At 70.8% G+C, this 24,147-nt stretch carries 25 protein-coding genes and 4 tRNA genes; 10 read left to right on the top strand and 19 right to left on the bottom strand.

Features of this window, described 5'->3' with window-relative positions; translation table 11 throughout:
* Window positions 1–13: 13 nt before the first annotated feature.
* From Q0P88_RS07160 to serS, 3 genes are all read right to left on the bottom strand, one after another.
* Window positions 14–98, bottom strand: a tRNA-Ser gene (locus Q0P88_RS07160).
* 152 nt (window positions 99–250) lie between these two features.
* On the bottom strand, window positions 251–1,087 hold the full coding sequence (locus tag Q0P88_RS07165; protein WP_295012569.1) for an HAD family hydrolase: 837 nt from the start codon (window positions 1,085–1,087) through the stop codon (window positions 251–253).
* Window positions 1,084–2,394: a serine--tRNA ligase gene (serS, locus tag Q0P88_RS07170; protein WP_295012571.1), complete on the bottom strand. Its 1,311-nt coding sequence runs from the start codon at window positions 2,392–2,394 to the stop codon at window positions 1,084–1,086. The genes Q0P88_RS07165 and serS overlap by 4 nt, the downstream gene beginning before the upstream one ends.
* 60 nt (window positions 2,395–2,454) lie before the next feature.
* Here serS and Q0P88_RS07175 point away from each other — a divergent pair, with 60 nt between their 5' ends.
* Window positions 2,455–3,450, top strand: coding sequence for a diacylglycerol kinase family protein (locus tag Q0P88_RS07175; RefSeq protein WP_295012573.1), 996 nt, complete (start codon window positions 2,455–2,457; stop codon window positions 3,448–3,450).
* Between the two features lie 35 nt (window positions 3,451–3,485).
* On the opposite strand, the gene Q0P88_RS07180 is transcribed toward Q0P88_RS07175, so the two are convergent.
* The 3 genes from Q0P88_RS07180 to Q0P88_RS07190 all read right to left on the bottom strand — a co-directional run bounded on the left by Q0P88_RS07180 (window position 3,486) and on the right by Q0P88_RS07190 (window position 6,091).
* A complete protein-coding gene (locus Q0P88_RS07180; RefSeq protein ID WP_295012575.1) occupies window positions 3,486–4,217 on the bottom strand; it encodes a hypothetical protein in 732 nt (243 codons plus the stop codon).
* An 84-nt stretch (window positions 4,218–4,301) separates the two neighbouring features.
* Window positions 4,302–5,762, bottom strand: coding sequence for a cardiolipin synthase (cls, locus tag Q0P88_RS07185; protein ID WP_295012577.1), 1,461 nt, complete (start codon window positions 5,760–5,762; stop codon window positions 4,302–4,304).
* Window positions 5,763–5,917: 155 nt separating this feature from the next.
* Complete coding sequence (locus Q0P88_RS07190; protein WP_295012579.1) at window positions 5,918–6,091, bottom strand: hypothetical protein; 174 nt, start codon at window positions 6,089–6,091, stop codon at window positions 5,918–5,920.
* A 135-nt stretch (window positions 6,092–6,226) separates the two neighbouring features.
* Between Q0P88_RS07190 and Q0P88_RS07195 the strand changes: the two genes are divergently transcribed.
* Entirely contained in the window at window positions 6,227–7,375 is a 1,149-nt protein-coding gene (locus tag Q0P88_RS07195) for a DUF4192 family protein (protein ID WP_295012581.1), read from the top strand.
* Between the two features lie 5 nt (window positions 7,376–7,380).
* Here the strand turns inward: Q0P88_RS07195 and lysS are convergent, their stop codons facing one another.
* The 11 genes from lysS to hpt form a co-directional block, all read right to left on the bottom strand.
* Window positions 7,381–8,919, bottom strand: coding sequence for a lysine--tRNA ligase (lysS, locus tag Q0P88_RS07200; RefSeq protein WP_295012583.1), 1,539 nt, complete (start codon window positions 8,917–8,919; stop codon window positions 7,381–7,383).
* Between the two features lie 200 nt (window positions 8,920–9,119).
* Entirely contained in the window at window positions 9,120–9,827 is a 708-nt protein-coding gene (locus Q0P88_RS07205) for a Rossmann-like and DUF2520 domain-containing protein (protein ID WP_295012585.1), read from the bottom strand.
* Complete coding sequence (locus Q0P88_RS07210) at window positions 9,824–11,671, bottom strand: PH domain-containing protein (RefSeq protein WP_295012587.1); 1,848 nt, start codon at window positions 11,669–11,671, stop codon at window positions 9,824–9,826. The genes Q0P88_RS07205 and Q0P88_RS07210 overlap by 4 nt, the downstream gene beginning before the upstream one ends.
* Window positions 11,668–12,357 (bottom strand): PH domain-containing protein, encoded by a 690-nt coding sequence (locus Q0P88_RS14070; protein ID WP_363316501.1) that lies wholly within the window; start codon window positions 12,355–12,357, stop codon window positions 11,668–11,670. The genes Q0P88_RS07210 and Q0P88_RS14070 overlap by 4 nt, the downstream gene beginning before the upstream one ends.
* Window positions 12,317–12,853, bottom strand: a complete 537-nt coding sequence (locus tag Q0P88_RS07220) for a DUF3180 domain-containing protein (RefSeq protein ID WP_295012589.1) — start codon at window positions 12,851–12,853, stop codon at window positions 12,317–12,319. The genes Q0P88_RS14070 and Q0P88_RS07220 overlap by 41 nt, the downstream gene beginning before the upstream one ends.
* Window positions 12,850–13,398: a 2-amino-4-hydroxy-6-hydroxymethyldihydropteridine diphosphokinase gene (gene folK, locus Q0P88_RS07225; RefSeq protein ID WP_295012591.1), complete on the bottom strand. Its 549-nt coding sequence runs from the start codon at window positions 13,396–13,398 to the stop codon at window positions 12,850–12,852. Before folK ends, Q0P88_RS07220 begins: the two co-directional genes overlap by 4 nt.
* Window positions 13,395–13,784: a dihydroneopterin aldolase gene (gene folB, locus Q0P88_RS07230; RefSeq protein ID WP_295012593.1), complete on the bottom strand. Its 390-nt coding sequence runs from the start codon at window positions 13,782–13,784 to the stop codon at window positions 13,395–13,397. Before folB ends, folK begins: the two co-directional genes overlap by 4 nt.
* A gap of 51 nt (window positions 13,785–13,835) precedes the next feature.
* Window positions 13,836–14,627 carry a dihydropteroate synthase gene (gene folP, locus Q0P88_RS07235; protein WP_295012595.1) on the bottom strand — a complete coding sequence of 264 codons (792 nt, stop codon included), beginning with the start codon at window positions 14,625–14,627 and terminating at the stop codon, window positions 13,836–13,838.
* Entirely contained in the window at window positions 14,624–15,217 is a 594-nt protein-coding gene (gene folE, locus Q0P88_RS07240) for a GTP cyclohydrolase I (protein ID WP_295012597.1), read from the bottom strand. The genes folP and folE overlap by 4 nt, the downstream gene beginning before the upstream one ends.
* 30 nt (window positions 15,218–15,247) lie before the next feature.
* Complete coding sequence (ftsH, locus tag Q0P88_RS07245; protein WP_295012599.1) at window positions 15,248–17,251, bottom strand: ATP-dependent zinc metalloprotease FtsH; 2,004 nt, start codon at window positions 17,249–17,251, stop codon at window positions 15,248–15,250.
* A 72-nt stretch (window positions 17,252–17,323) separates the two neighbouring features.
* On the bottom strand, window positions 17,324–17,875 hold the full coding sequence (hpt, locus tag Q0P88_RS07250; RefSeq protein WP_295012601.1) for a hypoxanthine phosphoribosyltransferase: 552 nt from the start codon (window positions 17,873–17,875) through the stop codon (window positions 17,324–17,326).
* 117 nt (window positions 17,876–17,992) lie between these two features.
* Here hpt and Q0P88_RS07255 point away from each other — a divergent pair, with 117 nt between their 5' ends.
* The gene (locus Q0P88_RS07255; RefSeq protein WP_295012603.1) at window positions 17,993–18,616 is read left to right on the top strand and encodes a DUF937 domain-containing protein; all 624 of its coding nucleotides are present in this window, start codon (window positions 17,993–17,995) and stop codon (window positions 18,614–18,616) included.
* A gap of 11 nt (window positions 18,617–18,627) precedes the next feature.
* Here Q0P88_RS07255 and tilS read toward each other — a convergent pair whose 3' ends face one another.
* A complete protein-coding gene (gene tilS, locus Q0P88_RS07260; protein WP_295012605.1) occupies window positions 18,628–19,626 on the bottom strand; it encodes a tRNA lysidine(34) synthetase TilS in 999 nt (332 codons plus the stop codon).
* Between the two features lie 103 nt (window positions 19,627–19,729).
* Between tilS and ppa the strand changes: the two genes are divergently transcribed.
* Window positions 19,730–20,221 carry an inorganic diphosphatase gene (gene ppa, locus Q0P88_RS07265; protein ID WP_295012608.1) on the top strand — a complete coding sequence of 164 codons (492 nt, stop codon included), beginning with the start codon at window positions 19,730–19,732 and terminating at the stop codon, window positions 20,219–20,221.
* Between the two features lie 116 nt (window positions 20,222–20,337).
* Here the strand turns inward: ppa and Q0P88_RS07270 are convergent, their stop codons facing one another.
* Window positions 20,338–21,714, bottom strand: a complete 1,377-nt coding sequence (locus tag Q0P88_RS07270; RefSeq protein ID WP_295012610.1) for a M23 family metallopeptidase — start codon at window positions 21,712–21,714, stop codon at window positions 20,338–20,340.
* Between the two features lie 220 nt (window positions 21,715–21,934).
* Here Q0P88_RS07270 and Q0P88_RS07275 point away from each other — a divergent pair.
* The 6 genes from Q0P88_RS07275 (at window position 21,935) to Q0P88_RS07300 (ending at window position 24,035) form a co-directional block, all read left to right on the top strand.
* A tRNA-Glu gene (locus tag Q0P88_RS07275) sits at window positions 21,935–22,007 on the top strand.
* Window positions 22,008–22,034: 27 nt separating this feature from the next.
* A tRNA-Asp gene (locus Q0P88_RS07280) sits at window positions 22,035–22,108 on the top strand.
* Between the two features lie 78 nt (window positions 22,109–22,186).
* A tRNA-Phe gene (locus Q0P88_RS07285) sits at window positions 22,187–22,259 on the top strand.
* 386 nt (window positions 22,260–22,645) lie between these two features.
* Window positions 22,646–23,164 carry a universal stress protein gene (locus Q0P88_RS07290; RefSeq protein ID WP_295012612.1) on the top strand — a complete coding sequence of 173 codons (519 nt, stop codon included), beginning with the start codon at window positions 22,646–22,648 and terminating at the stop codon, window positions 23,162–23,164.
* Window positions 23,161–23,661: a CrcB family protein gene (locus tag Q0P88_RS07295; protein WP_295012614.1), complete on the top strand. Its 501-nt coding sequence runs from the start codon at window positions 23,161–23,163 to the stop codon at window positions 23,659–23,661. Before Q0P88_RS07290 ends, Q0P88_RS07295 begins: the two co-directional genes overlap by 4 nt.
* A complete protein-coding gene (locus Q0P88_RS07300) occupies window positions 23,658–24,035 on the top strand; it encodes a CrcB family protein (RefSeq protein ID WP_295012616.1) in 378 nt (125 codons plus the stop codon). Before Q0P88_RS07295 ends, Q0P88_RS07300 begins: the two co-directional genes overlap by 4 nt.
* Window positions 24,036–24,147 lie beyond the last annotated feature (112 nt).

Genomic DNA, 24,147 nt, shown 5'->3' on the forward strand with positions numbered 1-24,147 from the left:
TTCACGAGATCTGCGGAGAGTGTGGGATTCGAACCCACGGAGTATCGCTACTCACTGGTTTTCAAGACCAGGTCCTTCGGCCGCTCGGACAACTCTCCCCGGCGCGCCAGGGGGCACGCCGATCAGGCGTCGAGTCTATCCGAGAACGAGGACGCGCCCGGGCGGGCGCACTGTCATTCTGGCCGATGCGCCTGGAGAGGTCCTGAATGACCTGATCGGACGCCAGAAGCGACGTCCTGGTGCGCCGCGCTCAGCGCGGCAGGACGCCGGTCGCGACGCTGTCGAGCGCGATCGCCAGGCCGCCGCGTTCCACGTCCTGGGTGACCTCCCCTGCTGCGGCTTTGACCTCGTCCGGAGCCTGTCCCATCGCCACGGCGCGTCCGCCGAGCGCCTGCGACCACGCGAACATGTTGACGTCGTTGTGCCCGTCCCCGGCGACGAGGATCCGCTCTCCGTCGGCCTCCCTCTCGTGCCGCACCCGCTCGAGCGCCGTGCCCTTGTCCACACCGCGCGGCGCGATGTCGAGCCAGGCGGTCCAGCCGATCGCGTACGACACCTCGTTGAGACCGGCCTCCTGGACGAGGCGGTGGAAGTCGTCCTCGTCGTGCCCGGGCGAGACCACGACCACGCGAGAGACCTCCTGCGCGGCGAGCTCGGCGAACGGCACCTCCCTGCCGCCGTCGAGGGTCCAATCGTCCAGCTCGGCGGTGAACAGGCGCTGACCGGAGCCGAGCTCGACCATGTACCGCGCCTCGGGCAGGTGCTCGTGCAGCAGCGCGAGCACGGCAGAGGGATCGAACGTCTCGACCTGCCACCGCTCGTACCCCTCGGCGGCGGGGCGCTCCTCGGCACCGTCCGTGCGGCGCATCGTGACCGCGCCGTTCGAGCACACCACGAACTCGGGGCGGATCCCGAGCGCGTCGAGGAAGCGGTGCGTCGCCATCCAGCTGCGGCCCGTGGCGAGCATGACCTCATGGCCGGCGTCACGGAGCCGCGCGACGGCGGCCGGCACGCCCGGGCTCATCGTCTCGTCCTCGAGGAGGATCGTGCCGTCGATGTCGAGGGCGATGAGCCAGGGAGCACTCATGCCTCGGTGACCTCCGCGCCCCGCGGGCGCAGCACATCGATTCCCCCGAGATAGGGACGCAGCACCTCGGGCACGCGCACGGATCCGTCGGCCTGCTGATGCGTCTCGAGGATCGCGACGATCCATCGGGTGGTCGCGAGGGTGCCGTTCAGCGTCGCCACGGGCTGGGTCTTGCCCTTGCCCTCGGCCGCGCCGCTCGCGGTCTCCGGGCGGAAGCGGATGTCGAGCCGGCGCGCCTGGTACGTCGTGCAGTTGGAGGTGGAGGTGAGCTCGCGGAACGCGCCCTGCGTGGGAACCCAGGCCTCGATGTCGTACTTGCGCGCCGCGCTGGATCCGAGGTCGCCGGCCGCGACGTCGATCACCCGGTAGCTGAGCCCGAGCGCGGTGAGCATCTCCTCCTGCAGGGCGACGAGGCGCAGGTGCTCGGCCTCGGCGTCGGCGGGCTCGGTGTAGACGAACATCTCCAGCTTGTTGAACTGGTGCACCCGGATGATGCCCCGCGTGTCCTTGCCGTACGACCCTGCCTCGCGGCGATAGCAGGTCGACCAGCCGGCGTAGCGCAGCGGACCGTGCGAGAGGTCGAGGATCTCGCCCTGGTGGTATCCGGCGAGCGCGACCTCGCTCGTACCGACGAGGTAGAGGTCGTCGTCCTTGTCCAGGTGGTAGACCTCGTCGGCGTGGTTGCCGAGGAAGCCGGTGCCCTGCATGATCTCGGGACGCACGAGCGTCGGCACGATCATCGGTGTGAAGCCCGCGGCGAGCGCCTTGTCCAGCGCGAGGTTCATCAGCGCGATCTCCAGGCGGGCGCCCACACCCTTGAGGAAGTAGAAGCGGGCGCCGGAGACCTTGGCCCCGCGCTCCATGTCGATGGCGTCGAGGAGCTCGCCGATCTCGAGGTGATCGCGCGGCGTGAAGTCGAAGGTCGGCGCCTCCCCGACCCGGCGCAGTTCGACGAAGTCCTCCTCGCCGCCGGCGGGGACGCCCTCGATCACGACGTTCTCGATGCGCGACAACGCGTCGGACGCGACGTCGGCGGCGTCCTTGGCGGCGAGCTCGGCCTGCTTCACACGCTCGGAGAGGTCCTTGACCTGCGCGACGAGCGCAGCCTTCTCCTCCTTGGGCGCGGCGGCGACCTTCTTCCCGAAGGCGTTCTGCTCGGCACGCAGCTCCTCGAACGCGCTCAGTGCCGTGCGACGCGATCGGTCGGCCTCGATCGCCGCATCGACGGTCTCTGGCGCGTTCCCGCGCGCGATCTGGGACTGGCGGACGAGCTCCGGCTCGTCGCGGAGGAGGGCGAGGTCGATCACCCGTCAAGTCTAGTCAGCCGTGGCGCGCCGTCCTCCGGGAGCACGGCCTAGGCTGGGCGCATGTCAGACGCCGACGCCCGCCCCCGCGCCGCGCTCATCGTCAATCCGATCAAGGCGGACGCCCCGCGGCTCATCGGCCTGCTGCGCGCGCACTCGGCGACGGCCGGGTGGCAGGAGCCGCGGATCATCGAGACGACGGTCGAGGATCCCGGGCAGGAGGCGACCCGCGCGGCTCTGGACGAGGAGCCGGCCGCGGTTCTCGTCGCCGGCGGGGACGGCACGGTCCGCGCCGTGTCGGAGGCCATGGCCGGATCCGGCGTGCCGCTCGCGATCGTGCCGAGCGGAACGGGGAACCTCCTCGCCCGCAACCTGGGTCTCGCCCTGGACGATCAGACCGCGGCACTCGATGCCGCACTCGGCGGCGCGCGGCAGCCCGTCGACATCGGCTGGGCCACGCTGACCCGTCCGGACGGATCCACGGAGGAGCACGGGTTCGTCGTCCTCGCCGGGATCGGGCTCGACGCGCACATGATCGCGAACACGCGTCCCGGGTTGAAGAAGTCGGTCGGCTGGGTCGCGTACGTCGACGGGGCCGCGCGGTCCCTCCCCGGCGCCAAGCCCTTTCGCATCCTCTACGCCGTCGATGACGAGCGCGTACACTCCGTGCGCGTGCACAGCATGCTCTTCGCGAACTGCGGGGCCCTGCCCGCCGGCATCTCCCTGATCCCGGACGCGTCGATCACCGACGGCGCTCTCGACGTCGCGGTGATCCCGGCGCGCGGCCCGTTCGGCTGGCTCGCGGTGTGGCGGACGGTCTGGTGGCAGAACTCCGTGCTCCGCCGCACGCGCGCAGGGCGCCGGGCGATCGAGCTCGCCGGGACCAGCCGCTCGGTGCGGTACCTGCGCGGCCAGGACGCGGAGGCGGCCACGCCCGATCCGGTGCCGGTCGAGCTCGACGGTGACGAATTCGGCGAGGCCGTGCGGATCCGCTGCCGGATCGACGCCGGGGCCCTGCTGATCGCGGTCCCCGAGGGGCATGTGATCAGTCCCGCCTGACCCTCCGCGGTTCCCCGGGTTCTTCGGGGCGTGGATCAGCCGGCGACTGCGACGGTGCCGTCCAGACCGTCGCCCTTCAGCGTGAGCGTGAAGCCCGTGGGATCCTGCGGCGCGGTCACCTCGAGGACGGTCAGCCGCGGCGCGAGGTCACGCGTGCAGGCCCTCGTGGTGTCGGTGACGAACGACACGGTGGCGCCGCCGTCCTTCTCCGCGACGTCCTGGACCACCGGCGGACAGGAGGAAGAACCCCAGGTCAACAGCACGATCCCGTCCGATGCGAACCACCCGGCGCTCGGCATCATGTCCTCTGCGCCGCCGGAGGCGGAGCTCGTCCGCCCCGGCAGCGGGACCCGGCCCGAGAACTGATCGCCCTGGAAGGAGAGCGTGACGTCCCTCGTCGTCTCCACGCCGTCCGGGACGGCCACGTAGGTCGCGCGGGGGGCGAAGTCGGCGGTGCACGCCGTGTCCGCCGGCGGACCGGCGAGGGCGACCGTGACGGTCTGTCCCTCCGCCGTGACGTCGGCCGCCTTCGGGGTGCACGCGGTCGACGAAGAGCCCCAGGTGACGAGGGCGATCGCACGTCCACCGTCGAGCCAGGCGGCGGCCGGATCCGTCGAGGGCGCCTCCGAGGGGTCCGTGCTCGATCCGCCGCTGGCCTCCGCGGAGGGGATCGGCGCGGAGGTGGGCTCGAGCTCTGCGCAGCCCGCAAGGGCCACGACGAGGGATGCGGCGAGCGCGGCGACACCCAAGGTCGAACGGATCCTCATGCGGGCATGCTATCCGGTCGGACGTGCCCGCCGACAGGCCGGAGCCGCACCGCAGGGCGACGGGTGCGGGGACGCGCGGGTGCGCTACTGCAGGGCGGAGGTGAGACGTGCCAGGTTGTCGAGCACCGTGGAGCGCAGCGGCTGCTGCATCCACTCGTCGAGGGTGAGTTCCCGACTCAGGCGTCGGTACTGGTCCTCGACCTCGCGCATCTCCTGCACGAACTCCTCGCCGCGTACCAGCATCGAAATCTCGAGGTTCAGACCGAAAGAGCGCATGTCCATGTTGCTCGACCCGATCACGGCGACGTCGTCGTCGATCGTGAGGCTCTTGGTGTGCAGGATGTACGGCTTGCGGTACATCCAGATCTTGACCCCGGCCCGCAGCAGCGCCTCGTAGTAACTGCGCTGCGCGTGATACACCATGGCCTGATCGCCCTCCTCGGAGACGAACAGCTCCACCTGCAGACCACGGTCGCAGGCCGTCGAGACCGCCAGCAGCAGCGCCTCGTCCGGCACGAAGTAGGGGCTGACGATCATGATCTTCTCGCGCGCGCCGTAGAGCAGCCCCAGGAACAGACGCAGGTTGTTCTCCGCCTCGAACCCCGGGCCGGAGGGCACGATTTGACAGTCGAGGTCGCCGGTCCCCTGCTCGACGGGGGCGAACGCCATGGATTCCGGAACCGCGTCGGTCTCGCTGTACCAGTCGGAGAGGAACACGGCGTTGACCGTCGCCACGACAGGACCGTCGACGCGCACCATGAGGTCGACCCAGTGCAGGCCGCGCTTGATGTTCTTCGGCAGGTTGTAGGTCGAGTCCGTGACGTTCTGCGAGCCGAGGAAGGCGACCTCGTTGTCGACCACGAGCAGTTTGCGGTGGTTGCGCAGATCGGGACGCTGCGTGCGCCCCCGCAGCGGCTGCACCGGCAGCATGAGATGCCAGTCCGCGCCCATCGCGTCCAGGCGGGCGATGGTGCGGCGGTAACGCGGCTTCCAGCGGTTGGCCCAGTGGTCCAGGAGCACGCGCACGGGAACGCCGCGGGCGGCGACCTCCTCGAGCGCGCGGAAGAAGTTGTCGGTCGAGGGGTCGGACTGCAGGATGTAGAACTCGACATGCACGAACCTGGTCGCGGTGCGGATCGCGTCCGCCATCGCGTCGAGGGAGGCCTGGTAGTCGGAGATGAGGTGCGCGCCGTTGTCCCCGAGGAGCGGCAGCGCACCGAGGCGCTGATTCATGCGCACGAGGGATGCGAGCCACTCCGGCATGTCGGGACGGGCGCCGCCGAGGTGCATGTCCTGCGTGATCTCGGCGATCGTCTGGTTGATGAGATCCTGCTTCTTGCGCCGGGCACGCGGGAGCCTCGGATTTCCGATGAGCAGGAACAGCAGCACGCCGATGTAGGGGATGAAGTAGATCGCGAGCAGCCAGGCGGTCGCGGCCGTGGGCCGTCGGTTGCGCGGCACGACGATGATCGCGAGAACACGGATGATCAGGTCGATCACCACGCCGATCGCGATGATCCACCACGGCCATGCGATGTTCGGCATGCAGGCGCTCCCGGCAGGTCTCCCCCGCCGATCGGCGGTGTGAACCACAGTAGCGGGTGCCTGGGACAAGGCCCCGTCACGGCACGGCGGCGCCAAAAGAAGTGCTGATCAGAGGCCTATCCAGAGCGTGGATCCGCACGGGCGCGCCCGCTGGCTCAGGAGCGGGGCGGGAGGCCCCGCGCGGCGCGCTCCTCGGCCTCGATGCGCGCATGGGTGCGGCGTTCGGTGCGGTCGAAGCGGAGGATGCCGCGGAGCACGAACCAGAACACGATGCAGACGACGATGGTCGGGATGATCGACCACGCGGCCGCGACCCAGAAATCGTCCATGCTCCGATCCTAGCCGCGCCCGCGGTGCACGGGCTGTGAGCCCTTCGTCCTGCACCGGGCGGAATCGACGGCAGTTGTTCCCTTGCTTCGTTCCTGACGCGATTCCTCTCCCGCCCGGCGCCTCAGAGTGGGCGCATGACCACCATCGTGCATGCCGCGGGCGCCGCCGAGCTGCTCGCCGCGATCCCCGCGCTCACCGGCTTCACTCCTCGGAACTCGCTCGTCCTGCTGCCGTTCCGCGGCGCCCGCACCGCGGGGGCGATCCGCTTCGATCTGCCGCCCTCCGACGATGCCGGGGATGGACCGCCAGGACTGCTCTCGGAGTTCGCTGCGACGGCCGTCGGGCTCGTCCGGCGCGTGCCAGGGACCGACGCGCTCGCGATCGCGGTGTACGCGGATCCGGATGGCGTGATCCGCGCCGGCGCTCCGCCCCGACCGCCCCGATCCGGGCTCGTCGGCGCGGTGGAGCGCGAGGCCGAGCGGAGAGGGCTGCGGATCGTCGAGGCCCTCCATGTCGGCGGGACTTCCTGGGCCGACTACCGGGATCCGGCCTTCCGCGCACACCCGGTGCACGACCTGCCGGACACTCCCGCCGTCCCCGGCTTCGTCGGCCCCGCGCCGGATCAGCTCAGCGGGGCAGAGCTGCCGCGTGCGGGACTGGTCGAGACGGAGTCGGTCGGTCGCGCGCTGCAGGCGATCGAACGGGTGCTCGGGCCGGCGCACGCCCGCAGGGCGACGCCCGGTCCGGCACCGGTCGATCCCCGCGCGCAGGAGGTCGCGCTGCTCCTGGACGATCTGCCGTCGTTCCTGGAGGACCTGCTGGACTCTCCCGAGGCGAGCTCGCCGTTCCTGGCGGCTGCACTCGCGTGGATCCTGAATCGGCCCGCGCTGCGCGATGTCGCGCTCGTCCAGTGGGCGCGGGGGATCGATATCGGCGACGCCGCGCTCACGGCTCAACTGGCGTTCACCGGGGCCGGGATCGAGGTTCCCGCGGAGATCGGCCGCACCATGATCGGACAGGGACCGCGGCCCGATCCGGATCGCCTGGGCGTCGCGCTCACGCTGGTGCGGCGCACGGCCTCGCTCGCGCCGTGCGATGCCCGGGGCGGGCCGCTCGCCGCCGCCGCATGGCTGTCCTGGGCGATAGGGCGTTCCACGCACGCCGCCCACTACCTCGGCCTGCTCGCAGCGATCGATCCGGATCTGTCCTTCGCGCGACTCCTGCGCTCCGTCGTCGACGGCGGGATCCTGCCCGCCTGGGCGTTCCGCGGACCGACCCCGTGATCAGCTCACTTGACGAGCGGGAAGAGGATCGTCTCGCGGATCCCCAGGCCGGTGATCGCCATGAGCAGCCGGTCGATGCCCATGCCCATGCCACCGGTCGGCGGCATCCCGTGCTCGAGGGCCCGCAGGAATTCCTCATCGACGCTCATCGCCTCCACGTCGCCGCGGGCAGCGAGACGAGCCTGTTCCAGGAACCGCTCGCGCTGGATGACGGGGTCGACCAGCTCGGAGTATCCGGTCGCCAGCTCGAAGCCGCGCACGTACAGATCCCACTTCTCCACCACGCCCGCGATCGAGCGGTGTTCGCGCACGAGGGGAGACGTGTCGACGGGGAAGTCCATCACGAAGGTCGGCCGCTCCAGGCCGCCCTTGACGAAGTGCTCCCACAGCTCCTCGATGAGCTTGCCGTGCGTGGCCTGGGCGGGGATCTCCACGCCGTTGGCGTCGGCGAACGCGATGAGGTCCTCGACGGCATCACCCGGGGCGAAGCGACGTCCCGCGGCCTCGGAGAGCGAGTCGTACATGGAGATGCGTGCCCACTCCCCGCCGAGGTCGTACTCGGTGCCGTCCGCCCAGGTCACGGTCGTGGAACCGGCCACCGCGATCGCGGCGTTCTGGATCAGCTCCTGGGTGAGATCGGCGATGCCGTTGTAGTCGGTGTAGGCCTGGTAGGCCTCCAGCATCGCGAACTCCGGGCTGTGCGTGGAATCGGCGCCCTCGTTGCGGAAGTTGCGGTTGATCTCGTAGACGCGGTCGATGCCGCCGACCACGGCGCGCTTGAGATACAGTTCCGGCGCGATGCGCAGGTAGAGCTCGGTGTCGAAGGCGTTCGAGTGCGTGACGAACGGGCGCGCCGAAGCCCCTCCGTGCTGAACCTGCAGCATCGGCGTCTCGACCTCGAGGAAGTCATGGCTCGTGAACGTCTGGCGCAGGCTCGCGTTCACCGCGGCGCGGGCACGGACCGTGGTGCGGGCCTGATCGCGCAGGATCAGATCGAGGAATCGACTGCGGACGCGACCCTCCTCGCTGAGCTCGCCGTAGGCGTTGGGCAGCGGAAGGATCGCCTTCGACGCGATCGCCCACGAGTCGGCCATGATGGACAGCTCGCCGCGACGGCTGGAGATCACCTCGCCGTGGACGAAGACGTGGTCGCCCAGGTCGACGAGCTCCTTCCAGCGCGCCAGCGACTCCTCTCCGACGTTCGCGAGGGAGATCATCGCCTGGATCCGCGATCCGTCGCCCGACTGCAACGACGCGAAGCAGAGCTTTCCGGTGTTGCGGCTGAACACCACGCGACCGGCCACCCCGACGAACAGCCCGGTCTCGGCGCCGGCCTCCAGGTCGCCGTACTCGGCACGCAGCTGAGGGATGGTGTGCGTGACTGGCACCACCACGGGGAAGGCGCCGCCCGCCGCGTCATCCCGCTCCTCGATCAGTCGCTCACGCTTGGCCAGGCGCACCGCCTTCTGCTCGAAGACGTCCTCCTGCTCGGATACGAACGCAGCGTCGTCGTGGGCGGGGTGCGGCGCGGGCGCGTCAGTCATGGGTGGGGGCTCCTAGCGAAAGTCGCCGCCCATTCTACCGACGCTCCCTGTCGTGCCTTCCCATTCCGCGGGAGCCGCGGGTCTCCGACCGCGGTGCGGTCTGCGGCCGGGCCCTCGCCCTGCGTCCCGCTCTCCTCCGCGGCGCAGATCGAGGACCCGCCTCTCCGCGAGAAGGTCGGCGCGGAATCCGTGCATCGTGGTCAGAACGCGCCGGGAGGAGCGAGCGGGTCCGGTGGCGACACCTCGCGCAGCGCGCGGTCGAACGTCGACGACACGAGGGCGGAGAGATACCCGCCCGGGTTCTCGACCCCGATGCCGCGAAGGATTCCCGTGGCCTGCCCCACGATGGAGCGGGCGAACTCCGAAGCGGTGGAGATCGCCTCGGCGTACGCCGCACGATCCTCCTCCGCGATCACGACCGGTTCGCAGCCGAGCTCGACGGCGAGCGCCTGTGCGATGGGCAGCACCATCGGAGGCGCGGTCACACCGGCGTACGCCGCCTGCAGTTGCCGAAGGTCCAGCGTCGTTCCCGTGAAGGAGATGGCCGGATGCACGGCGAGCGGAATCGCCCCCGCGCGGACGACCGGTTCGAGCACGGCGACGCCATACGCCGGATCGGTGTGCAGCACGAGCTGCCCCGGCTGCCAGGCGCCGACCTCCGCCAGCCCTGCGACGAGGCCGGGCAGCTGGTCGTGGGGCACGGCGAGCACGACGAGCTGGCTCGTTCGCACGAGCTCGCCGGGATCCATGATCGCAAGGCCGGGCAGCACCGCGGCCGCGCGATCCGGATCGGATCCCGACGTGATGCCGACGAGTCGATGCCCGGCTCCGGCGAGCGCGGCACCGAGCACCGGACCGACGTGGCCTGCTCCGAGGATCCCGACGTCCAAGCGCCCGGCCCGCATCACGGCAGACCTCCGGCCGACCGATTGCCCGCCGATGCGGCCCCGCCGGATGGTTCGATCCACCCCGGAGGAGGAGGCGCGACCGACGATCCCACGCGGTCGGCGGATCCGGGCGCGTCCGGCGATCCGATCCAGCCCGAGCGGCCCGCACCCTCGGGCACCCCCGGCGCGACCGAGGCGCGCGTCTCGCCCTCCGCCCAGCGATGCGCGCGATCCGTCGCGGCAGCCTCCGCTGCGGCGGGGGCGAGCCTGTTCAGGATCGAGAGCAGGACCGTGCTCTCGATGCCCGACACCTCGCCCCGCACCGGCCCCGTGGCCGAATGGGCGCGGGCCTTCGCCACGCGCTGGGCGCGGTCGATCGGCCCCTGATGCAACGAGAAGCCCTGCAGGCGGGCCAGCGGGAACAGCGCGAGCTGACGCCAGATCCGGCCCCGGCGCAGCAGAATCGCGAAGTCGGTGAGCGCGATCCCGTGTCGCCGCCAGGACAACGGCCGTCGCCAGGCCGCGCGGGCCGGGATCGTCGCGTAAGAGTCGTCGGGCCGAGGGCCGAGGACGCCCTGCTCCCAGATGAACGGCACGAGGTCGGCCGGGGCATCGGGCAGGATCAGGGCGAGCACGCGCTCGACGTCGGCCCGTGTACCCACGGGCAGCACGATGTTGAACTGCTGCCCCGCGCTGGACTGCTGCTTCGCGGCCGCCTTGCCGCTCATGCGGTTGATCCGCACCGTCCACCAGCCGAACGGCCGCCACAGCAGCGGCTGCGAGACCTCGACCGCGAAGATCCGCCCCGGCGGAATCGTCTCTGTGACGGTCGTGAACAGTCCGAACGTGATGCGCACGCCGTCCCTGGTGGGCGCGATCGAGTACCGCAGCGCCCGCGCGATCCTCCCCCAGGTGATCGCGATCGCCGCGAACAGCATCGGCAGTCCGACCAGGAGGGCGATGCCGAACACCGCGAGTCCTCCGTCGGGACGACCGTCCGCGAGCATCGTCGGCACGGCCACGCCCATCGAGACCCCGAACACCACCGCGAGGAAGGCGACCCACGTGAGGGCCGACAACAGGTGCGATCCGATCAGACGGCCGGCGGGGATGCGCAGCACGTGCTCCGGCGCGACGTCGTCCAGGTCGACCCCGGCGATGAGGCCCGTGACGCCGACGTTCATGGAGTCGGCGAGCTGCGCCCGGCGGGTGCGCACGCCCGGCGCATCCGCACTCCCCCGGCTCTCCTCGCGCGCGCGACGGGCGCCGGAGGCCAGTCGCAGGATGTCGGCGCGGACGGATTCGGCCTTCGCGGTCGAGAGGTATTCCAGGGGGACGTTCGCGTCGTTGCCGGCGCCGTCGACCTCGAGCTTGGCGAGCCCGATGAGGCGCGCGGGGAAGGGACGCGTGAGGTTCACGCCCTGCACCCGGTCGAGCGGCGCGCGCCGGTGCGACCGGAAGATCACGCCCTTGCGCACCTCGACGTGCGCATCCGTGATCCGGAAGTCGTGGAAGCGCCACATCAGCCAGAACAGCCCGATGAGCACGACGACCGCCGCCACGAGCGCGAGGAGCACGATGAGCACGAGGTTGTTCGCGAGGATCCAGTCCACCGGGTCGCCGCCGAACTCCGGCACACGTGCGGGGGTGAACAGCGACACCAGCCAGTACGCGATGCGCTCGCGCAGGTTCGCGACGAGGTACCCGAGCACGATCACCAGCACCAGGCCGCCCTTGAGCAGCGGAGTCAGCGGGTGCATCCGGTGCCACTCGCCGTCGGCGAGCGAGTCGGCTCGGCGCCCGCCGACGGGCGCCGAGGCCGCCGGCGTCCCCTGCCCGGGGGACGGCGCGTCGGGCGTGCTCATAGCCCCGTCCGACGCATCTCGGCCACGTCGATCAGCGTGTCGCGCAGGGCCTCGGCCGCCTCCTCCGTCATCCCCGGGATGTCGACGCCCGTCGTGGCCGCCGCGGTGACGAGTTTCAGCTTCGCGATCCCGAACGCGCGATCCACCGGGCCCCGCGTGATGTCGACCAGCTGCATGCGGCCATAGGGCACGGCGATCATGCGCTGCCACAGGATCCCCTTGCGGAACACGATGTCGTCGGCCCGGAGCATGTACCCGATCGCCCTGGCCTGGCGCGGCAGGATCGCGAGTTCGAAGAGGAGGACGAGCGCGATCACCCCACCGGCGAACCACGCCCACGACTGCCCCGACCAGTTCGCCACGACCGCCGCGGCGAGTCCGACGATCACGAGTCCGAGGATGCGCAGGATCACCTCGGCGACGACGTACTTCGGGGAGATCTGGTGCCACTCCCCGTCGAGCGCGAGCGCGCCCTCGCCCCGCGGAGCGCGCAGACCGGGGTAGGTGCGCTCGTCGAGCACGGGAGCGCTCGCCGGAGCCGAATGCCCCGGCAGCGCGCCGGAGGACGTCCCGTCCGTGGCGCCGGAGGACGTCCCGGCCGTGGCGGGAACGGCCCCGGGATCGGCCGGGGAAGGCATGCGGGCGTCAGCGCCCGGTGTCCGCGGCGGCTCGGGAATGGTCGTCATCGTCGTCCTCCAGGCGCGGCCCGGTCGGGCCGTCGGGGTCGTGCGGCAGGATGCAGAAGCTCTCGGCGATCAGCGCCGCGATCGTCAGCACGAGAGCGCTGATCGCCGTGGCGACGATGGCCGTGATCGAGCCTAGCGGCGGGGCGACGGGCCGGGACAGAAGGTAGGCGCCCAGACCCGCCCCGAAGCCCAGCAGCACCGCGCCGAGCAACGCGGAGGCCCGTGCGAGCATGGCGATCCGCAGCGCCCGGAAGGGGTCCACGCGGCGCCGCCGCCCGCCGTGGGAAGCGGGATGCCGCGGGGCCCGCGTCGCCCGCCGGATGGGCCAGGCGAAGGCGAGCACCGCGATCGCGAGGAGGATGAGCAGGATCGGCAGCGCCACCGCGGGCGTGAACGTCGACCGCCCCGCGGTCGTCAGGCCGTGGTCGAGGAGGAAGCCGACGGCCGCCCCGCCGAGCGCGAGGACGAGCAGGACGACCGGGGAAAGGCGTTTCATGCGCCGTCCTCGAGTGCGGCGAGCAGATCCGCCACGCGTCCACGCCCCGGCAGCGCGGCGTCGGGGTCGACGTCCAGCCACGGCGCGAGCACGAACGACCGCTCCGCCGCCCGCGGATGCGGGAGCAGCAGGCGCTCGGCGTCGCTGGTGACGTCGCCGTAGGCGATGAGGTCGAGATCGAGAGTGCGATCGCCCCACCGCTCGGTGCGGATGCGTCCGTGCTCTTCCTCGATCGCATGCAGCATGCCGAGCAGGATCTGAGGGGCGAGCCGCGTGGTGACGATCGCGACGGCGTTGGCGAACTCCGGCGCGTCCGGATCCGGCCCCTCCGGACGCAGGGCGACAGTGCGGAAGACCCGGGAGACGCGCACGTCGTCGACGAGCGGAAGCCGCCGGATCTCCCGCACGGCCGTGTCGATGGTGGCGTCGGTGTCGCCGAGGTTGGATCCGAGAGCGACGACCGCCTCGACCGGGGCGTCGGCGGGCCGGGGGTCGATCGCGGGAAGCGACTTGCCGCGGGGAGGGATGGGGCGGATCGGAGTCATGCGACACCCCCGCCGCCGGGGGCGCGGCGTCGCATGATCGTGACGGAGACGTCGTCGAAGGTGAGCGGGATCGGCGCATGCGGCTTGTGCACCGTGACCTCGACCGCCTCGATCCGCCCGTCCGAGAGCACGGCGTGCGCGATCCGGTCGGCGAGGGTCTCCAGGAGGTCGACGGGATCGCCGGCCACGAGCGCCGCGACCCGTTCCGCGAGCTCTCCGTAGTGCACCGTGTCGGCGACGTCGTCGCTCGCGGCCGCGGCCCGCAGCGGGAGCAGCAGGCGCAGGTCGATCACGAACTCCTGCCCCTCGGCGCGCTCCTGCGCGTACACCCCGTGATGCCCGAACACGCGCAGCCCGGTCAGCGTGATCGTGTCGAGGAAGTCCATGCCCCTAGCGTACGGCGAGCGACAGACGTCCGGCGGGAAGCCGGACCCGGCTCAGCCGTCCCACGCCTGGACGACGGCGAGCGCGTCCCGGGTGGCGGCCACGTCGTGCACCCGCACTGCCCACGCACCGGCGCGCGCGGCCAGCGCGCTCGTCACGGCGGTCGCGAGGTCGCGGCGCGCCTCGTCCGCTTCCCCGCCGAGCGTCTCGGCGAGGAAGCGCTTGCGAGAGGTGCCGACGAGCACGCGCGGGCCCAGCGCGACGACGTCGCCGAGTTCGCGCAGCAGATCCCAGTTCTGGGTCGCCGTCTTGGCGAAGCCGATACCCGGATCGACGATGAGGCGCGAGGGGGCGATCCCTGCCGCGGCGGCTGCGGCGATCCGCGACCGCAACTCGGCGGCGACGTCGCGCCCGACCCTGGTGTACTCGGCGCGCGCGTACATGTCGGCGGACGGCCCTCTCCAGTGCCCGAGCGCGATGTCGGCTCCCGTCGACGCCACGGCGGCGAGCATGTCCGGATCCGCCAGTCCTCCGGAGACGTCGTTGACGATCCGCGCCCCGGCCTGCACCGCGGCCACCGCGGTCTCGGCGTTGAGCGTGTCGATGCTCACCGGCACGCCTTCCGCGGCGAGCGCCGCGATCACGGGCAGCACGCGCCGCTGCTCCTCGGCGACGCCCACGCGCTCGGCCCCCGGCCGGGTCGACTCGCCCCCGATGTCCAGCACGGAGGCGCCCTGCGCCCGCAACAGGCGCGCGTGCGCGATCGCGTGATCCGCGTCGAGGTACCGTCCGCCGTCGCTGAACGAGTCGGGCGTCGCGTTGACGATCCCCCAGATCGCGGTCATCGCGATCCGTCCGCTCCGATCAGGGCGATGAGCTCGGCGCGCGCGACCGGATCCGTGTAGGCGCCGCGCGCCGCGATCGTCAGGGTCGAGGCGTCGGTCTGGCGCGCCCCGCGCGTGGTCACGCACCCGTGCACGGCGTCCATGACGACGAGGACGCCCTGCGCGTCGAGGTGGCTGGCGATCGTGTCGGCGATCTGCTCGCCGAGCCTCTCCTGCACCTGGGGGCGGGAGGCGAGGATCTCGACCACCTTGACGAGCGCGCCGAGACCCACGACCTGCTCGCCGGGCAGATAGGCGATGTGAGCGTGACCGGCGAACGGCAGCAGGTGGTGCTCGCACACCGAGCGGAACCGGATCCCCCGCAACAGCACGGCCCCGGACGGAAGGGTGTCCGGTGCGGGACCGTGCGACACGCTGATGGTGTGCGCGAGCGGTGCGCCGGGGTCCTCGCCGACGCCCGAGAAGAACTCGGCGTACAGATCGCCCATCCGCGTCGGCGTCTGGGTGAGACCGGGGCGATCCGGATCCTCGCCGATCGCGAGCAGCAGCTCGCGCGTCAGCGCGGCGACGCGCGCCCTGTCGACGGTCACTGCGTATCCACGGTCACGACGCGGCGACGATCAGGCGGTCGCGGGGCGCGGCTTGCCGCCGCCCGCGGTGCCCGGACGTCGCTCGGACGCGCTCTGCGCGGCTTCGCTGGCCGCCGTCCCCACCTCGACGCCGCGCTTCGGCATCTCGATCGGGGGCAGCAGCGAGACCGGACGGCCTTCGCTCGACAACCACTGCGGACGCTCCGGGAGCTTCTGCACCTCGGTGAAGATCTCGGCGATCTGGTTGTGGTCGAGCGTTTCCTTCTCGAGCAGCTCGCGGGCGAGCTTGTCGAGGATGTCGCGGTTCGCGCTGAGCACCTGGTACGCCTCGTTGTGCGCCTGCTCGATGAGCGCGCGCACCTGGGCGTCGACGGTCTCTGCGATGTTCTCGGAGTAGTCGCGGCCGCGGTTCATGTCGCGGGCGACGAACATCTCGCCCGAGCCCGACCCGAGCTTGACCGGTCCGACCTGGGTCGTCATGCCGTACTCGGTGACCATCTTGCGGGCGATGTCGGTCGCCTTCTCGATGTCGTTGGAGGCGCCGGTCGTCGGATCGTGGAACACGATCTCCTCCGCGACACGGCCGCCCATCGCGTACGTCAGCTGATCCTGCAGTTCGTTGCGGGTGACGGAGAACTTGTCGTCCAACGGCAGCACCATCGTGTAGCCGAGCGCCTTGCCGCGCGGCAGGATCGTGATCTTGGTGACCGGATCCGTGTAGTTCATCGCCGCCGCGGCGAGCGCGTGCCCACCCTCGTGGTAGGCGGTGATGAGCTTCTCCTTGTCCTTCATCACGCGCGTGCGACGCTGCGGGCCCGCGATGACGCGGTCGATCGCCTCGTCGAGGGCGCGGTTGTCGATGAGCTGGGCGTTGGAGCGCGCGGTGAGCAGCGCCGCCTCGTTCAGGACGTTGGCGAGGTCCGCACCGGTGAAGCCCGGCGTCTTGCGGGCGACGACCTCGAGGTCGACGCCGTTCGCGAGCGGCTTGCCCTTGGCGTGCACCTCGAGGATCTTCTGGCGGCCCTTGAGGTCGGGGGCGTCCACGCCGATCTGGCGGTCGAAACGGCCAGGGCGCAGGAGCGCGGGGTCGAGGATGTCGGGGCGGTTCGTCGCCGCGATCACGATGACATTGGCGTTCGGGTCGAAGCCGTCCATCTCGACGAGCATCTGGTTGAGCGTCTGCTCGCGCTCGTCGTTGCCGCCGCCCATGCCAGCTCCGCGGTGGCGTCCGACGGCGTCGATCTCGTCGATGAAGATGATGGCCGGCGCGTTCTCCTTGGCCTGCGTGAACAGGTCCCGCACACGCGACGCGCCGACGCCGACGAACATCTCCACGAAGTCCGATCCGGAGATGGAGTAGAACGGGGCGCCCGCCTCACCGGCGACGGCACGGGCGAGCAGAGTCTTTCCGGTTCCGGGAGGGCCGTACAACAGCACGCCCTTCGGGATCCGCGCGCCGATGGCCTGGAACTTGCCCGGATCCTGCAGGAACTCCTTGATCTCGTCGAGCTCCTCGATCGCCTCGTCGGCGCCCGCGACGTCGGCGAAGGTGACCGTCGGGTTCTCCTTGCTCACGAGCTTGGCCCGGGACTTGCCGAACTGCATGATCTTGCTGTTGCCTCCCTGCGCACTGGACAGCAGCCACCAGAACAGCAGACCCAGGATGAGCATCGGGATGAGAATCGACAGGAAGCCGTCGAACCAGGTCGCTTTCGGCACGGCGTCGTTGTAGCCGTCCTTCGGGGCGGCGGTGTCGATGGCCTTGACGACCTCGGACGCACGCGCCTGGACGTAGTAGAACTGCACGTTCTCGGAGCCCTTGAACGGCTTGGACAGCGTCATGTCCACGCGCTGGTCGCCGTCGGTGTTGACCACCTTGGTGACCGTCCCGCCCTTGAGCAGGTCGAGGCCCTCCTGGGTCGACACCTGCGAGGAGGAGCCCAGGTTCGAGATCAGCAGGAAACCGCCGATCAGAAGCAGACCGATCAGCACCACATACGTGAGCGGATTGCGCGTGATCTTCTTGACATCCATGATCCGATCAGCGTAGCGCGAGCGCCCTTGGCTCCCGCTGGGGATTCGCCCACGGCGTACCGGGTGTCGGCGTCACGCGTAGACGTGCGGCGCGAGCACCGCGACGTCGCGCAGGTTGCGGTAGCGCTCCGCATAGTCGAGGCCGTACCCGACGACGAACTCGGTCGGGATGTCGAACCCGACGTACTTGCAGTCGATGTGCACCTTCGCGGCCTCGGGCTTGCGCAGCAGCGCGAGCACCTCGATCGACTCGGCGCCGCGTGACTCGAAGTTCTCCAGCAGCCAGCTCAGGGTGAGGCCGGAGTCGATGATGTCCTCGACGATGAGCACGTGCTTGCCGTGCAGGTCGGTGTCGAGGTCTTTGCGGATCTGCACGACACCGCTCGACTTCGTGCTGGCGCCGTAGCTGGACACGGCCATCCAGTCCATCGGGGCGTGGAAGGGCAGCGCGCGCGCGAAGTCGGCCATCACCATGACGGCGCCCTTGAGCACGCCGATCAGGAGCAGGTCCTTGCCCTCGTAGTCGGCGGCCACCTGGATCGCGAGCTCGTCGAGCTTGGTGCGGATCTCCTCCTCGGTGACGAGGATCTGGGAGAGGTCGTTCTGGATGTCCGCAGCGCGCATGCGTCGATTTTACGCGACGGGGATCCCCTGTCCGTGGCTCCCCCGAGCCGATACTGTGAGCGCAACGGCGGGCAGGCGCTCTGGGGGAACCGAGCACCCGCGGACGGAAGGAATGTCATGGACACCGACGAGATCCTCAGCCAGGTCCCGATCGCGGACATCGCCACGAAGCTCGGCGTCAGCGAGGACGTCGCGCGGCAGGCGGTGCAGGAGGGCGGCGCTGCGCTGCTGGGCGGGCTCGCCAAGAACGCGGAGAGTCCCGCCGGGTCCGCGGCGATCGAGCAGGCGCTGGCGAAGCACGACGGCTTCACAGGCGCCGCGTCGCTCGACGACGTCGACGAGGCGGATGGCGAGAAGATCGTCTCGCACGTCTTCGGCGACGACAAGCACCAGGTCGCGGAGGCGCTCACGAAGGAGCCCCGCACCGCGGGCATCGACTTCGGCAAGCTGCTGCCGATCCTCGCACCGATCGTGATGGGCATCATCGCGAACAGTCAGAAGGGCAAGTCCGCCGGAGGAGGCGGCCTGGGCGACATCCTCGGCGGCCTGCTCGGTGGCGGGAACCAGGGATCGGCGCCCTCCGGCGGGTCGGCGTCCTCCGGAGGATCGGGCGGTCTCGGCGACATCCTCGGCGGGCTCGGCGGGCTCTTCGGGGGCGGATCCGGCTCCTCGTCGGGCGCGCAGGGCGCGGGAAACGTCATCGGCGACATCCTCGGCGGACTCCTCGGCGGGAGGAAGTAGGCCCCTCCCGCTCAGCCGCGGGCGGCGAACACGATCCTCCCTCCGCGGCGCGCCGCGGAGCAGGAGGGGAGGTCGATCGGCCCCTGCCCGGTCCAGTCGGTGACCAGACGGCCGACCTCCAGGGTCTGCCGTCTGGTCAGCGAGACACCGAACTCGCTGTGCACGACGAAGCGGACGATCCGGTTGCGTAGCGCCGCGGGATTCGCGGCGAGAGCGGCCACGCTGACGGAGATGCCCGCTTCGGCATGCTCGACGATGTCCTCGATGGTCTCCTGGATCATCTCGTCGAAGGCCTCGGTGTCCTCGCGCAGCTGGGCGGCGGTCCGGGCCAGCGCCTCGGCGACGCCCGGGCCGAGCTCGGCCTCGAGCACCGGCAGCACCCGCTCCCGCACACGCACGCGCAGGTAGCGGGGGTCCGCATTGTGCGGGTCGTCCCACACGGCGAGCCCCTCCGCCTCGCACGCCGCCCGCGTGCTCGCGCGGCGGATGCCGAGGAGGGGACGCAACCAGCGGACGCCGTCGTCGTCCGTGCGGATCGGGGACATGCCCTGCAGGCTGCCTGCCCCGGATCCGCGGGCCAGTCCCAGCAGCACGGTCTCCGCCTGGTCGTCCAGCGTGTGGCCGAGCAGGACGGGGGCCCGCTCGGCCGACGCGACGGCGCGCAGGGCCGCGTACCGGGCATCGCGGGCCGCCGCCTCGGGGCCTTCCCCCGCGTCGGGCACGACGACCCGCACGACGGACGCCTCCAGGCCCAGCCGCGTGGCGGTCGCGGCCGCCTCCGCGGCGACCGCGTCGGATCCGTCCTGCAGGCCGTGGTCGACGGTGACGCTCCGCGCGCGGATCCCCGCGGCGCGCGCCTCGAACGCGGTGGCCGCGGCGAGCGCGAGGGAGTCCGCCCCTCCCGAGAGCGCCACGATCACGGTGGCCGGCGGCTGCGGCAGGGCGGCGAGTGCGGAGCGCACGGCGAGACGGATCTCGGCGACGGCAGGGTGCAGCGGAGCCTCGGGCATGGATCCACGCTAGCCGGGCGCACCTCGGCCGCGGAACGAGGGCCGCGGAACGAGGGCCGGTAGGCTGGTCGCCATCCTTCCCCTCTTCTCAAGGAGCACAGGCATGAGCGCACACGACGCCGTCATCGAGATCCCGCGCGGCAGCCGCGTGAAGTACGAGGTCGACCACGAGACCGGTCGGGTGCACCTCGACCGCGTGCTCTACACGACGTTCGGCTACCCGGCCGACTACGGCTACTTCGACGACACGCTCGGGGAGGACGGCGACCCGCTCGACGTGCTCGTGCTGCTCGACCAGGCCATCTACCCGGGCGTCGTCGTGAACGTGCGTCCTGTCGCGGTGCTGAAGATGAGCGACGAGGCGGGCGGGGACGACAAGCTCGTCGCCGTGCTGTCGAAGGACCCGCGCTGGTCGCACATCCAGGACGTGGACGACCTCGCCGAGTACACGAAGAAGGAGATCGCGCACTTCTTCGAGCACTACAAGGACCTCGAGCCCAACAAGTGGGTCAAGGTCGACGAGTGGGGCGACGCCGCGGAGGCGCAGCGCATCCTCGACGAGGCCATCGAGCGCTTCCAGAAGGACGGTCACTGATCGCAGACGAACGGCGCTGAGCGCGACCGACCGATCCTGATCCGTCGGTCCGCGAAGCCCGGACACGAAGAACCCCCGGTGCCGCTCGGCCCGGGGGTTCTTCGTGCGCAGGGCGCTCAATCCATGTTGATGCCCTGGTTCTCCATGAAGGTGATCGGGTTGATCGTGCTGCCGTTCTGATAGACCTCGTAGTGCAGGTGGCAGCCGAAGGATCCGCCGGTGTTGCCCGCGAACGCGATCACCTGTCCGGCATCCACCCATTGGCCGTATCCGACGTTGAATCCGCCGTTGAGGATGTGGCCGTAGCCGGTCGCAAGACCCGTTCCGTCGCCGTTGTTGATCTTGATGTAGTTGCCGTAGCCGCCGTTGTAGCCCGCGTACACGACCGTTCCGGAGTGCGCCGCGTAGATCGGGGATCCGCAACTGCCGTCGGCGAGATCGACGCCCGCGTGGAAGCTGGAGGAGCAGCCCCAGGACGCGCAGTCGGGGGTGCGGTAGCCGTAGCCGGAGGACTGGTATCCGCCGAAGGGGCGCACCCAGCCGCCGCTGCCGGACCAGCTTCCGCCGCCTCCGCCACCACCACCGCCACCGCTGTTCGCGGCGGCATCGCGTGCGGCCTGCTCGCGTGCGGCGGCGGCCGCGGCCTGGCGGGCCGCCTCCTCGGCGGCGCGCTTCGCCTCGCCGGCCTCGTAGCCCGCGACGGTCTTCGCCGTGGTGTCGTGCAAGGCGGCGAGCTGAGCCTGGAGCTGGCCGAGGTGCGTCTGCTGGTCCGCGAGAGCGGCCTGCGCCGCCTCCGACGCGGCCTGAGCCTTCTGCATCTTGTCCTCGGCGATCTTGGACAGGCGGTCGCGCTCGGCCTTCGCCGCGTTGGCCTGATCGGTCAGCGCCTGGGCGGTGTTCTTCGCCTGAGCCGCGCGGGACGAGATCGCGTCGGTGCTGGCGAGCACACGATCCATCTGTCCGAGGCGCTGGAGCAGTTCGTCGGTGTTGCTCTTCGAGCCGGAGAAGAAGAGCTGCAGGCTCGTGGTGTCACCGCCGTTGCGGGAGAGCTGTGCGGCGACCTGGCCCGCCTTGCTCGCGGACTCGTCGGCGAGCTTCTTCTTCTCGGCCGCCTGGCCCTCCAGCGTGCGGGTGCGCTCGGCCTGGATGTTGGCGTCCTGCTGGGCCTTGAAGTACTCGTTGCCCGCGACCTCCGCGGCGGCCTTCGTGTCCGCGACGTTCTGGGTGAGGCTCGCGATGAGGCCCTGGATGCGGTTGACCTGATCGGCCGTCGCCGATTCGCTGGCCTTCGCCGCCTGTACGTCGTCCCACGAGGGGTAGTCGTCGGCGAGGGCCGCGGGGGTGCCCACGAAGAGGCTGACGATCAGCGCGCCGACCGCGGTGAGGCTGAGCGCGCCGGCGGTGAGGGTGCGTCGACGGGGGCGCCGGATACGACGAACGGCAGACGTCTGCGCGGGCGCGCGACGCACGTCGTCGGGGTTCGGAATGTTCACGCGGCTCCCTTTCGCCGTTGTCACTCGTTTCACACTAACAACATCAGCCCCGCACGCAACCCCTGGATCTGCGCAGATCCGAGCTTTTTCGCCGTTCGACCCATCCGCCATCCTCTCCCGGACACGCCCGGGATCCGGAGCGACGCGCCCTCGATTGGCGTTTTCGCGCCGCGACCCCTTATGCTTGAGCGTCGGCAAGGGAACCCCCGGGTTCACCTCCGGCCCCATCGTTTAGCGGCCTAGGACGCCGCCCTTTCACGGCGGTAGCACGGGTTCGAATCCCGTTGGGGTCACTCTCCGACACACAACTGAATACGTATGGCCCTGTAGCGCAGTTGGTTAGCGTGCCGCCCTGTCACGGCGGAGGTCGCGGGTTCAAGTCCCGTCAGGGTCGCTCCAAGCGACGGGCCTTTCTTCGGAAAGGCCTTTCGTCTAGGACGCAGGTCAGAAGCTTCCACCTTTTGGCTTGTGCGGCTCTGTAGCTCAGTTGGTAGAGCGTTCGACTGAAAATCGAAAGGTCACCGGATCGATGCCGGTCGGAGCCACAAGGGTGATCGTTACAATCACCCCAGGAACCCTCGCGTAGCTTCTACATCGCGGGGGTTTCGTCCTTTTCCTGGCGCCCGTACTCCCAGTGCCCGTCCCCTCGGCCCTCCCCCGGTCGTTGAGCGAGCGAAGCGAGACGAAACGCGCCGCCCACAGGGCCACGGCCATCCCCCACCCGACCTCGCCCCGCCGTCCCTCGCGCCGCCCGTCGACGGACCCACAACACATCGGCCGGACCCGGACCTGACACACAGAGCGGAACGGGTTAGAGTGGCGACGATGCTCCGGCATCGCGGCGGTGGGGCTCGCCGTCACCAAACCTCGGAATCTCCGACAACAGTCCCTACCTGATCGGCGCGAGCGCGCCCAAAAGGTAGGAGACGCAATGGAGACGAGCGACCGGACCACGCGGTTCGTCGTCGTGGGAGTCAGCCCCGGGCAGCCCACGACGGTCGTCACGACGGCCGCGGCCTTCGCGGAGAGGTTCGACGCGCACCTCGTGTGCGCGAGTGTCGACACCGGCCGGTACACCGTGGTTCGGGAACCGGACGGGCAGATTCTTTCCGCCGCGATCGATCCGGATCTCGCCGACGAGGGTGTCGAGGAGTTCGACCCTGAGCTGCGCGCGGCCCTAGAGAAGAGCCTGCACGGACGTACCGTGCGCTGGGCCGTGCGCGCCCTGGCCGGCGCTCCCTCCCTGGAGCTTTCGAGGCTGGCCGACGAACTGGACGCGACGATGATCGTCGTCGGCACGCGCGAGCCCGGAGCCCGCGGTTCCCTGCACGACTTCTTCACCGGTTCCGTGGCGGTGCAGCTGGCTCATCGCCAGCACAGGCCCGTCGTCGTGGTCCCCTTGCACCCGGTCGGACCCGAGGCCCCTCTGCCCTGGCAGGACGCGCGATGAGCGAGACCGAACCCCTCGCCTCGCTGCCTCTCGATCCCGATGTCGATGAGGAACGACTGCCGCAGACCCGGCGCGTGCCGGTGTACGTGCGCCCGACCGCCCTGGCCGTGGTGTTCCTCGGCGGCAGCGCCGGTGCGGCCGCGCGCGAGGGCATCACACTTCTCTTCCCCGCCGCGGGAGGAATGCCCTGGGCCGTGTTCGCCATCAACGTCAGCGGAGCCTTCCTGCTCGGCGCGCTCCTCGAGACTCTCGCCCGCCGCGGCCCCGACGAAGGCCGACGGCGCCTGCTGCGCCTCCTTCTCGGCACGGGAGTCCTGGGCGGGTACACGACGTACAGCTCCTTCGCCACGGACACCGCCGGGCTGCTCGCACACGGCGCGGCTCTCACCGGAGTCGTCTACGCTCTCGCGACGGTTCTCCTCGGCGCCGCTGCGACGGGGGCCGGGATCGCCCTCGCTGCCGCCGTGCATCGCCGCCGTTCCGGAGTGCGCTCGTGACCCCGCTGCTGTTCGTCGCGGTCGCCGCATCCGGCGGGCTGGGCGCCGCCTTCCGCCTGTTCCTCGACGGCGTCATCCGCTCCCGAAGCCGAGGACCTGTCCCCTGGGGCACGATCACGATCAACCTGACCGGATCGCTCGCGCTCGGCCTGATCACCGGCCTCACCGCATCGCAGGCGATCCCGGCGCCCCTGCACGCCGTCGTCGGCGCGGGCTTCCTCGGCGGCTACACGACGTTCTCGACGGCGAGTTTCGAGACGATCCGGCTGCTCCAGGAACGCAAACGGGTCACCACCGCGCTCGTCTCGTTCGGCACGCTCCTCGGCGCCGCCGCGCTGGCGGGCCTCGGGCTCTGGATCGGCGGCCTGTGGTGACCGGATCCGCGCACCCCTAGACCCCGAGGGGAGGAGGTTTCGCAGCTCCTCCCCCTGGGCCCGATGGAGCTCACCGGCTGTCGAGTATCAGCATCCACAGTGAGCTCCGCGC

The organism is uncultured Microbacterium sp. (assembly GCF_945952435.1).
Classification (GTDB): domain Bacteria; phylum Actinomycetota; class Actinomycetes; order Actinomycetales; family Microbacteriaceae; genus Microbacterium.

Bases quoted from the DNA above. Each gene is read 5' to 3' on its own strand.
- Q0P88_RS07290 (WP_295012612.1), top strand. From the start codon at position 22,646: ATGGAGACGAGCGACCGGACCACGCGGTTCGTCGTCGTGGGAGTCAGC.
- Q0P88_RS07195 (WP_295012581.1), top strand. From the start codon at position 6,227: ATGACCACCATCGTGCATGCCGCGGGCGCCGCCGAGCTGCTCGCCGCG.
- folB (WP_295012593.1), bottom strand. From the start codon at position 13,784: ATGGACTTCCTCGACACGATCACGCTGACCGGGCTGCGCGTGTTCGGG.
- Q0P88_RS07175 (WP_295012573.1), top strand. From the start codon at position 2,455: ATGTCAGACGCCGACGCCCGCCCCCGCGCCGCGCTCATCGTCAATCCG.
- cls (WP_295012577.1), bottom strand. From the start codon at position 5,762: ATGCCGAACATCGCATGGCCGTGGTGGATCATCGCGATCGGCGTGGTG.
- Q0P88_RS07165 (WP_295012569.1), bottom strand. From the start codon at position 1,087: ATGAGTGCTCCCTGGCTCATCGCCCTCGACATCGACGGCACGATCCTC.
- Q0P88_RS07295 (WP_295012614.1), top strand. From the start codon at position 23,161: ATGAGCGAGACCGAACCCCTCGCCTCGCTGCCTCTCGATCCCGATGTC.
- Q0P88_RS07255 (WP_295012603.1), top strand. From the start codon at position 17,993: ATGGACACCGACGAGATCCTCAGCCAGGTCCCGATCGCGGACATCGCC.
- ppa (WP_295012608.1), top strand. From the start codon at position 19,730: ATGAGCGCACACGACGCCGTCATCGAGATCCCGCGCGGCAGCCGCGTG.
- Q0P88_RS07190 (WP_295012579.1), bottom strand. From the start codon at position 6,091: ATGGACGATTTCTGGGTCGCGGCCGCGTGGTCGATCATCCCGACCATC.
- Q0P88_RS14070 (WP_363316501.1), bottom strand. From the start codon at position 12,357: ATGACGACCATTCCCGAGCCGCCGCGGACACCGGGCGCTGACGCCCGC.
- Q0P88_RS07180 (WP_295012575.1), bottom strand. From the start codon at position 4,217: ATGAGGATCCGTTCGACCTTGGGTGTCGCCGCGCTCGCCGCATCCCTC.
- hpt (WP_295012601.1), bottom strand. From the start codon at position 17,875: ATGCGCGCTGCGGACATCCAGAACGACCTCTCCCAGATCCTCGTCACC.
- folP (WP_295012595.1), bottom strand. From the start codon at position 14,627: ATGACCGCGATCTGGGGGATCGTCAACGCGACGCCCGACTCGTTCAGC.
- Q0P88_RS07220 (WP_295012589.1), bottom strand. From the start codon at position 12,853: ATGAAACGCCTTTCCCCGGTCGTCCTGCTCGTCCTCGCGCTCGGCGGG.
- lysS (WP_295012583.1), bottom strand. From the start codon at position 8,919: ATGACTGACGCGCCCGCGCCGCACCCCGCCCACGACGACGCTGCGTTC.
- folK (WP_295012591.1), bottom strand. From the start codon at position 13,398: ATGACTCCGATCCGCCCCATCCCTCCCCGCGGCAAGTCGCTTCCCGCG.
- Q0P88_RS07210 (WP_295012587.1), bottom strand. From the start codon at position 11,671: ATGAGCACGCCCGACGCGCCGTCCCCCGGGCAGGGGACGCCGGCGGCC.
- ftsH (WP_295012599.1), bottom strand. From the start codon at position 17,251: ATGGATGTCAAGAAGATCACGCGCAATCCGCTCACGTATGTGGTGCTG.
- tilS (WP_295012605.1), bottom strand. From the start codon at position 19,626: ATGCCCGAGGCTCCGCTGCACCCTGCCGTCGCCGAGATCCGTCTCGCC.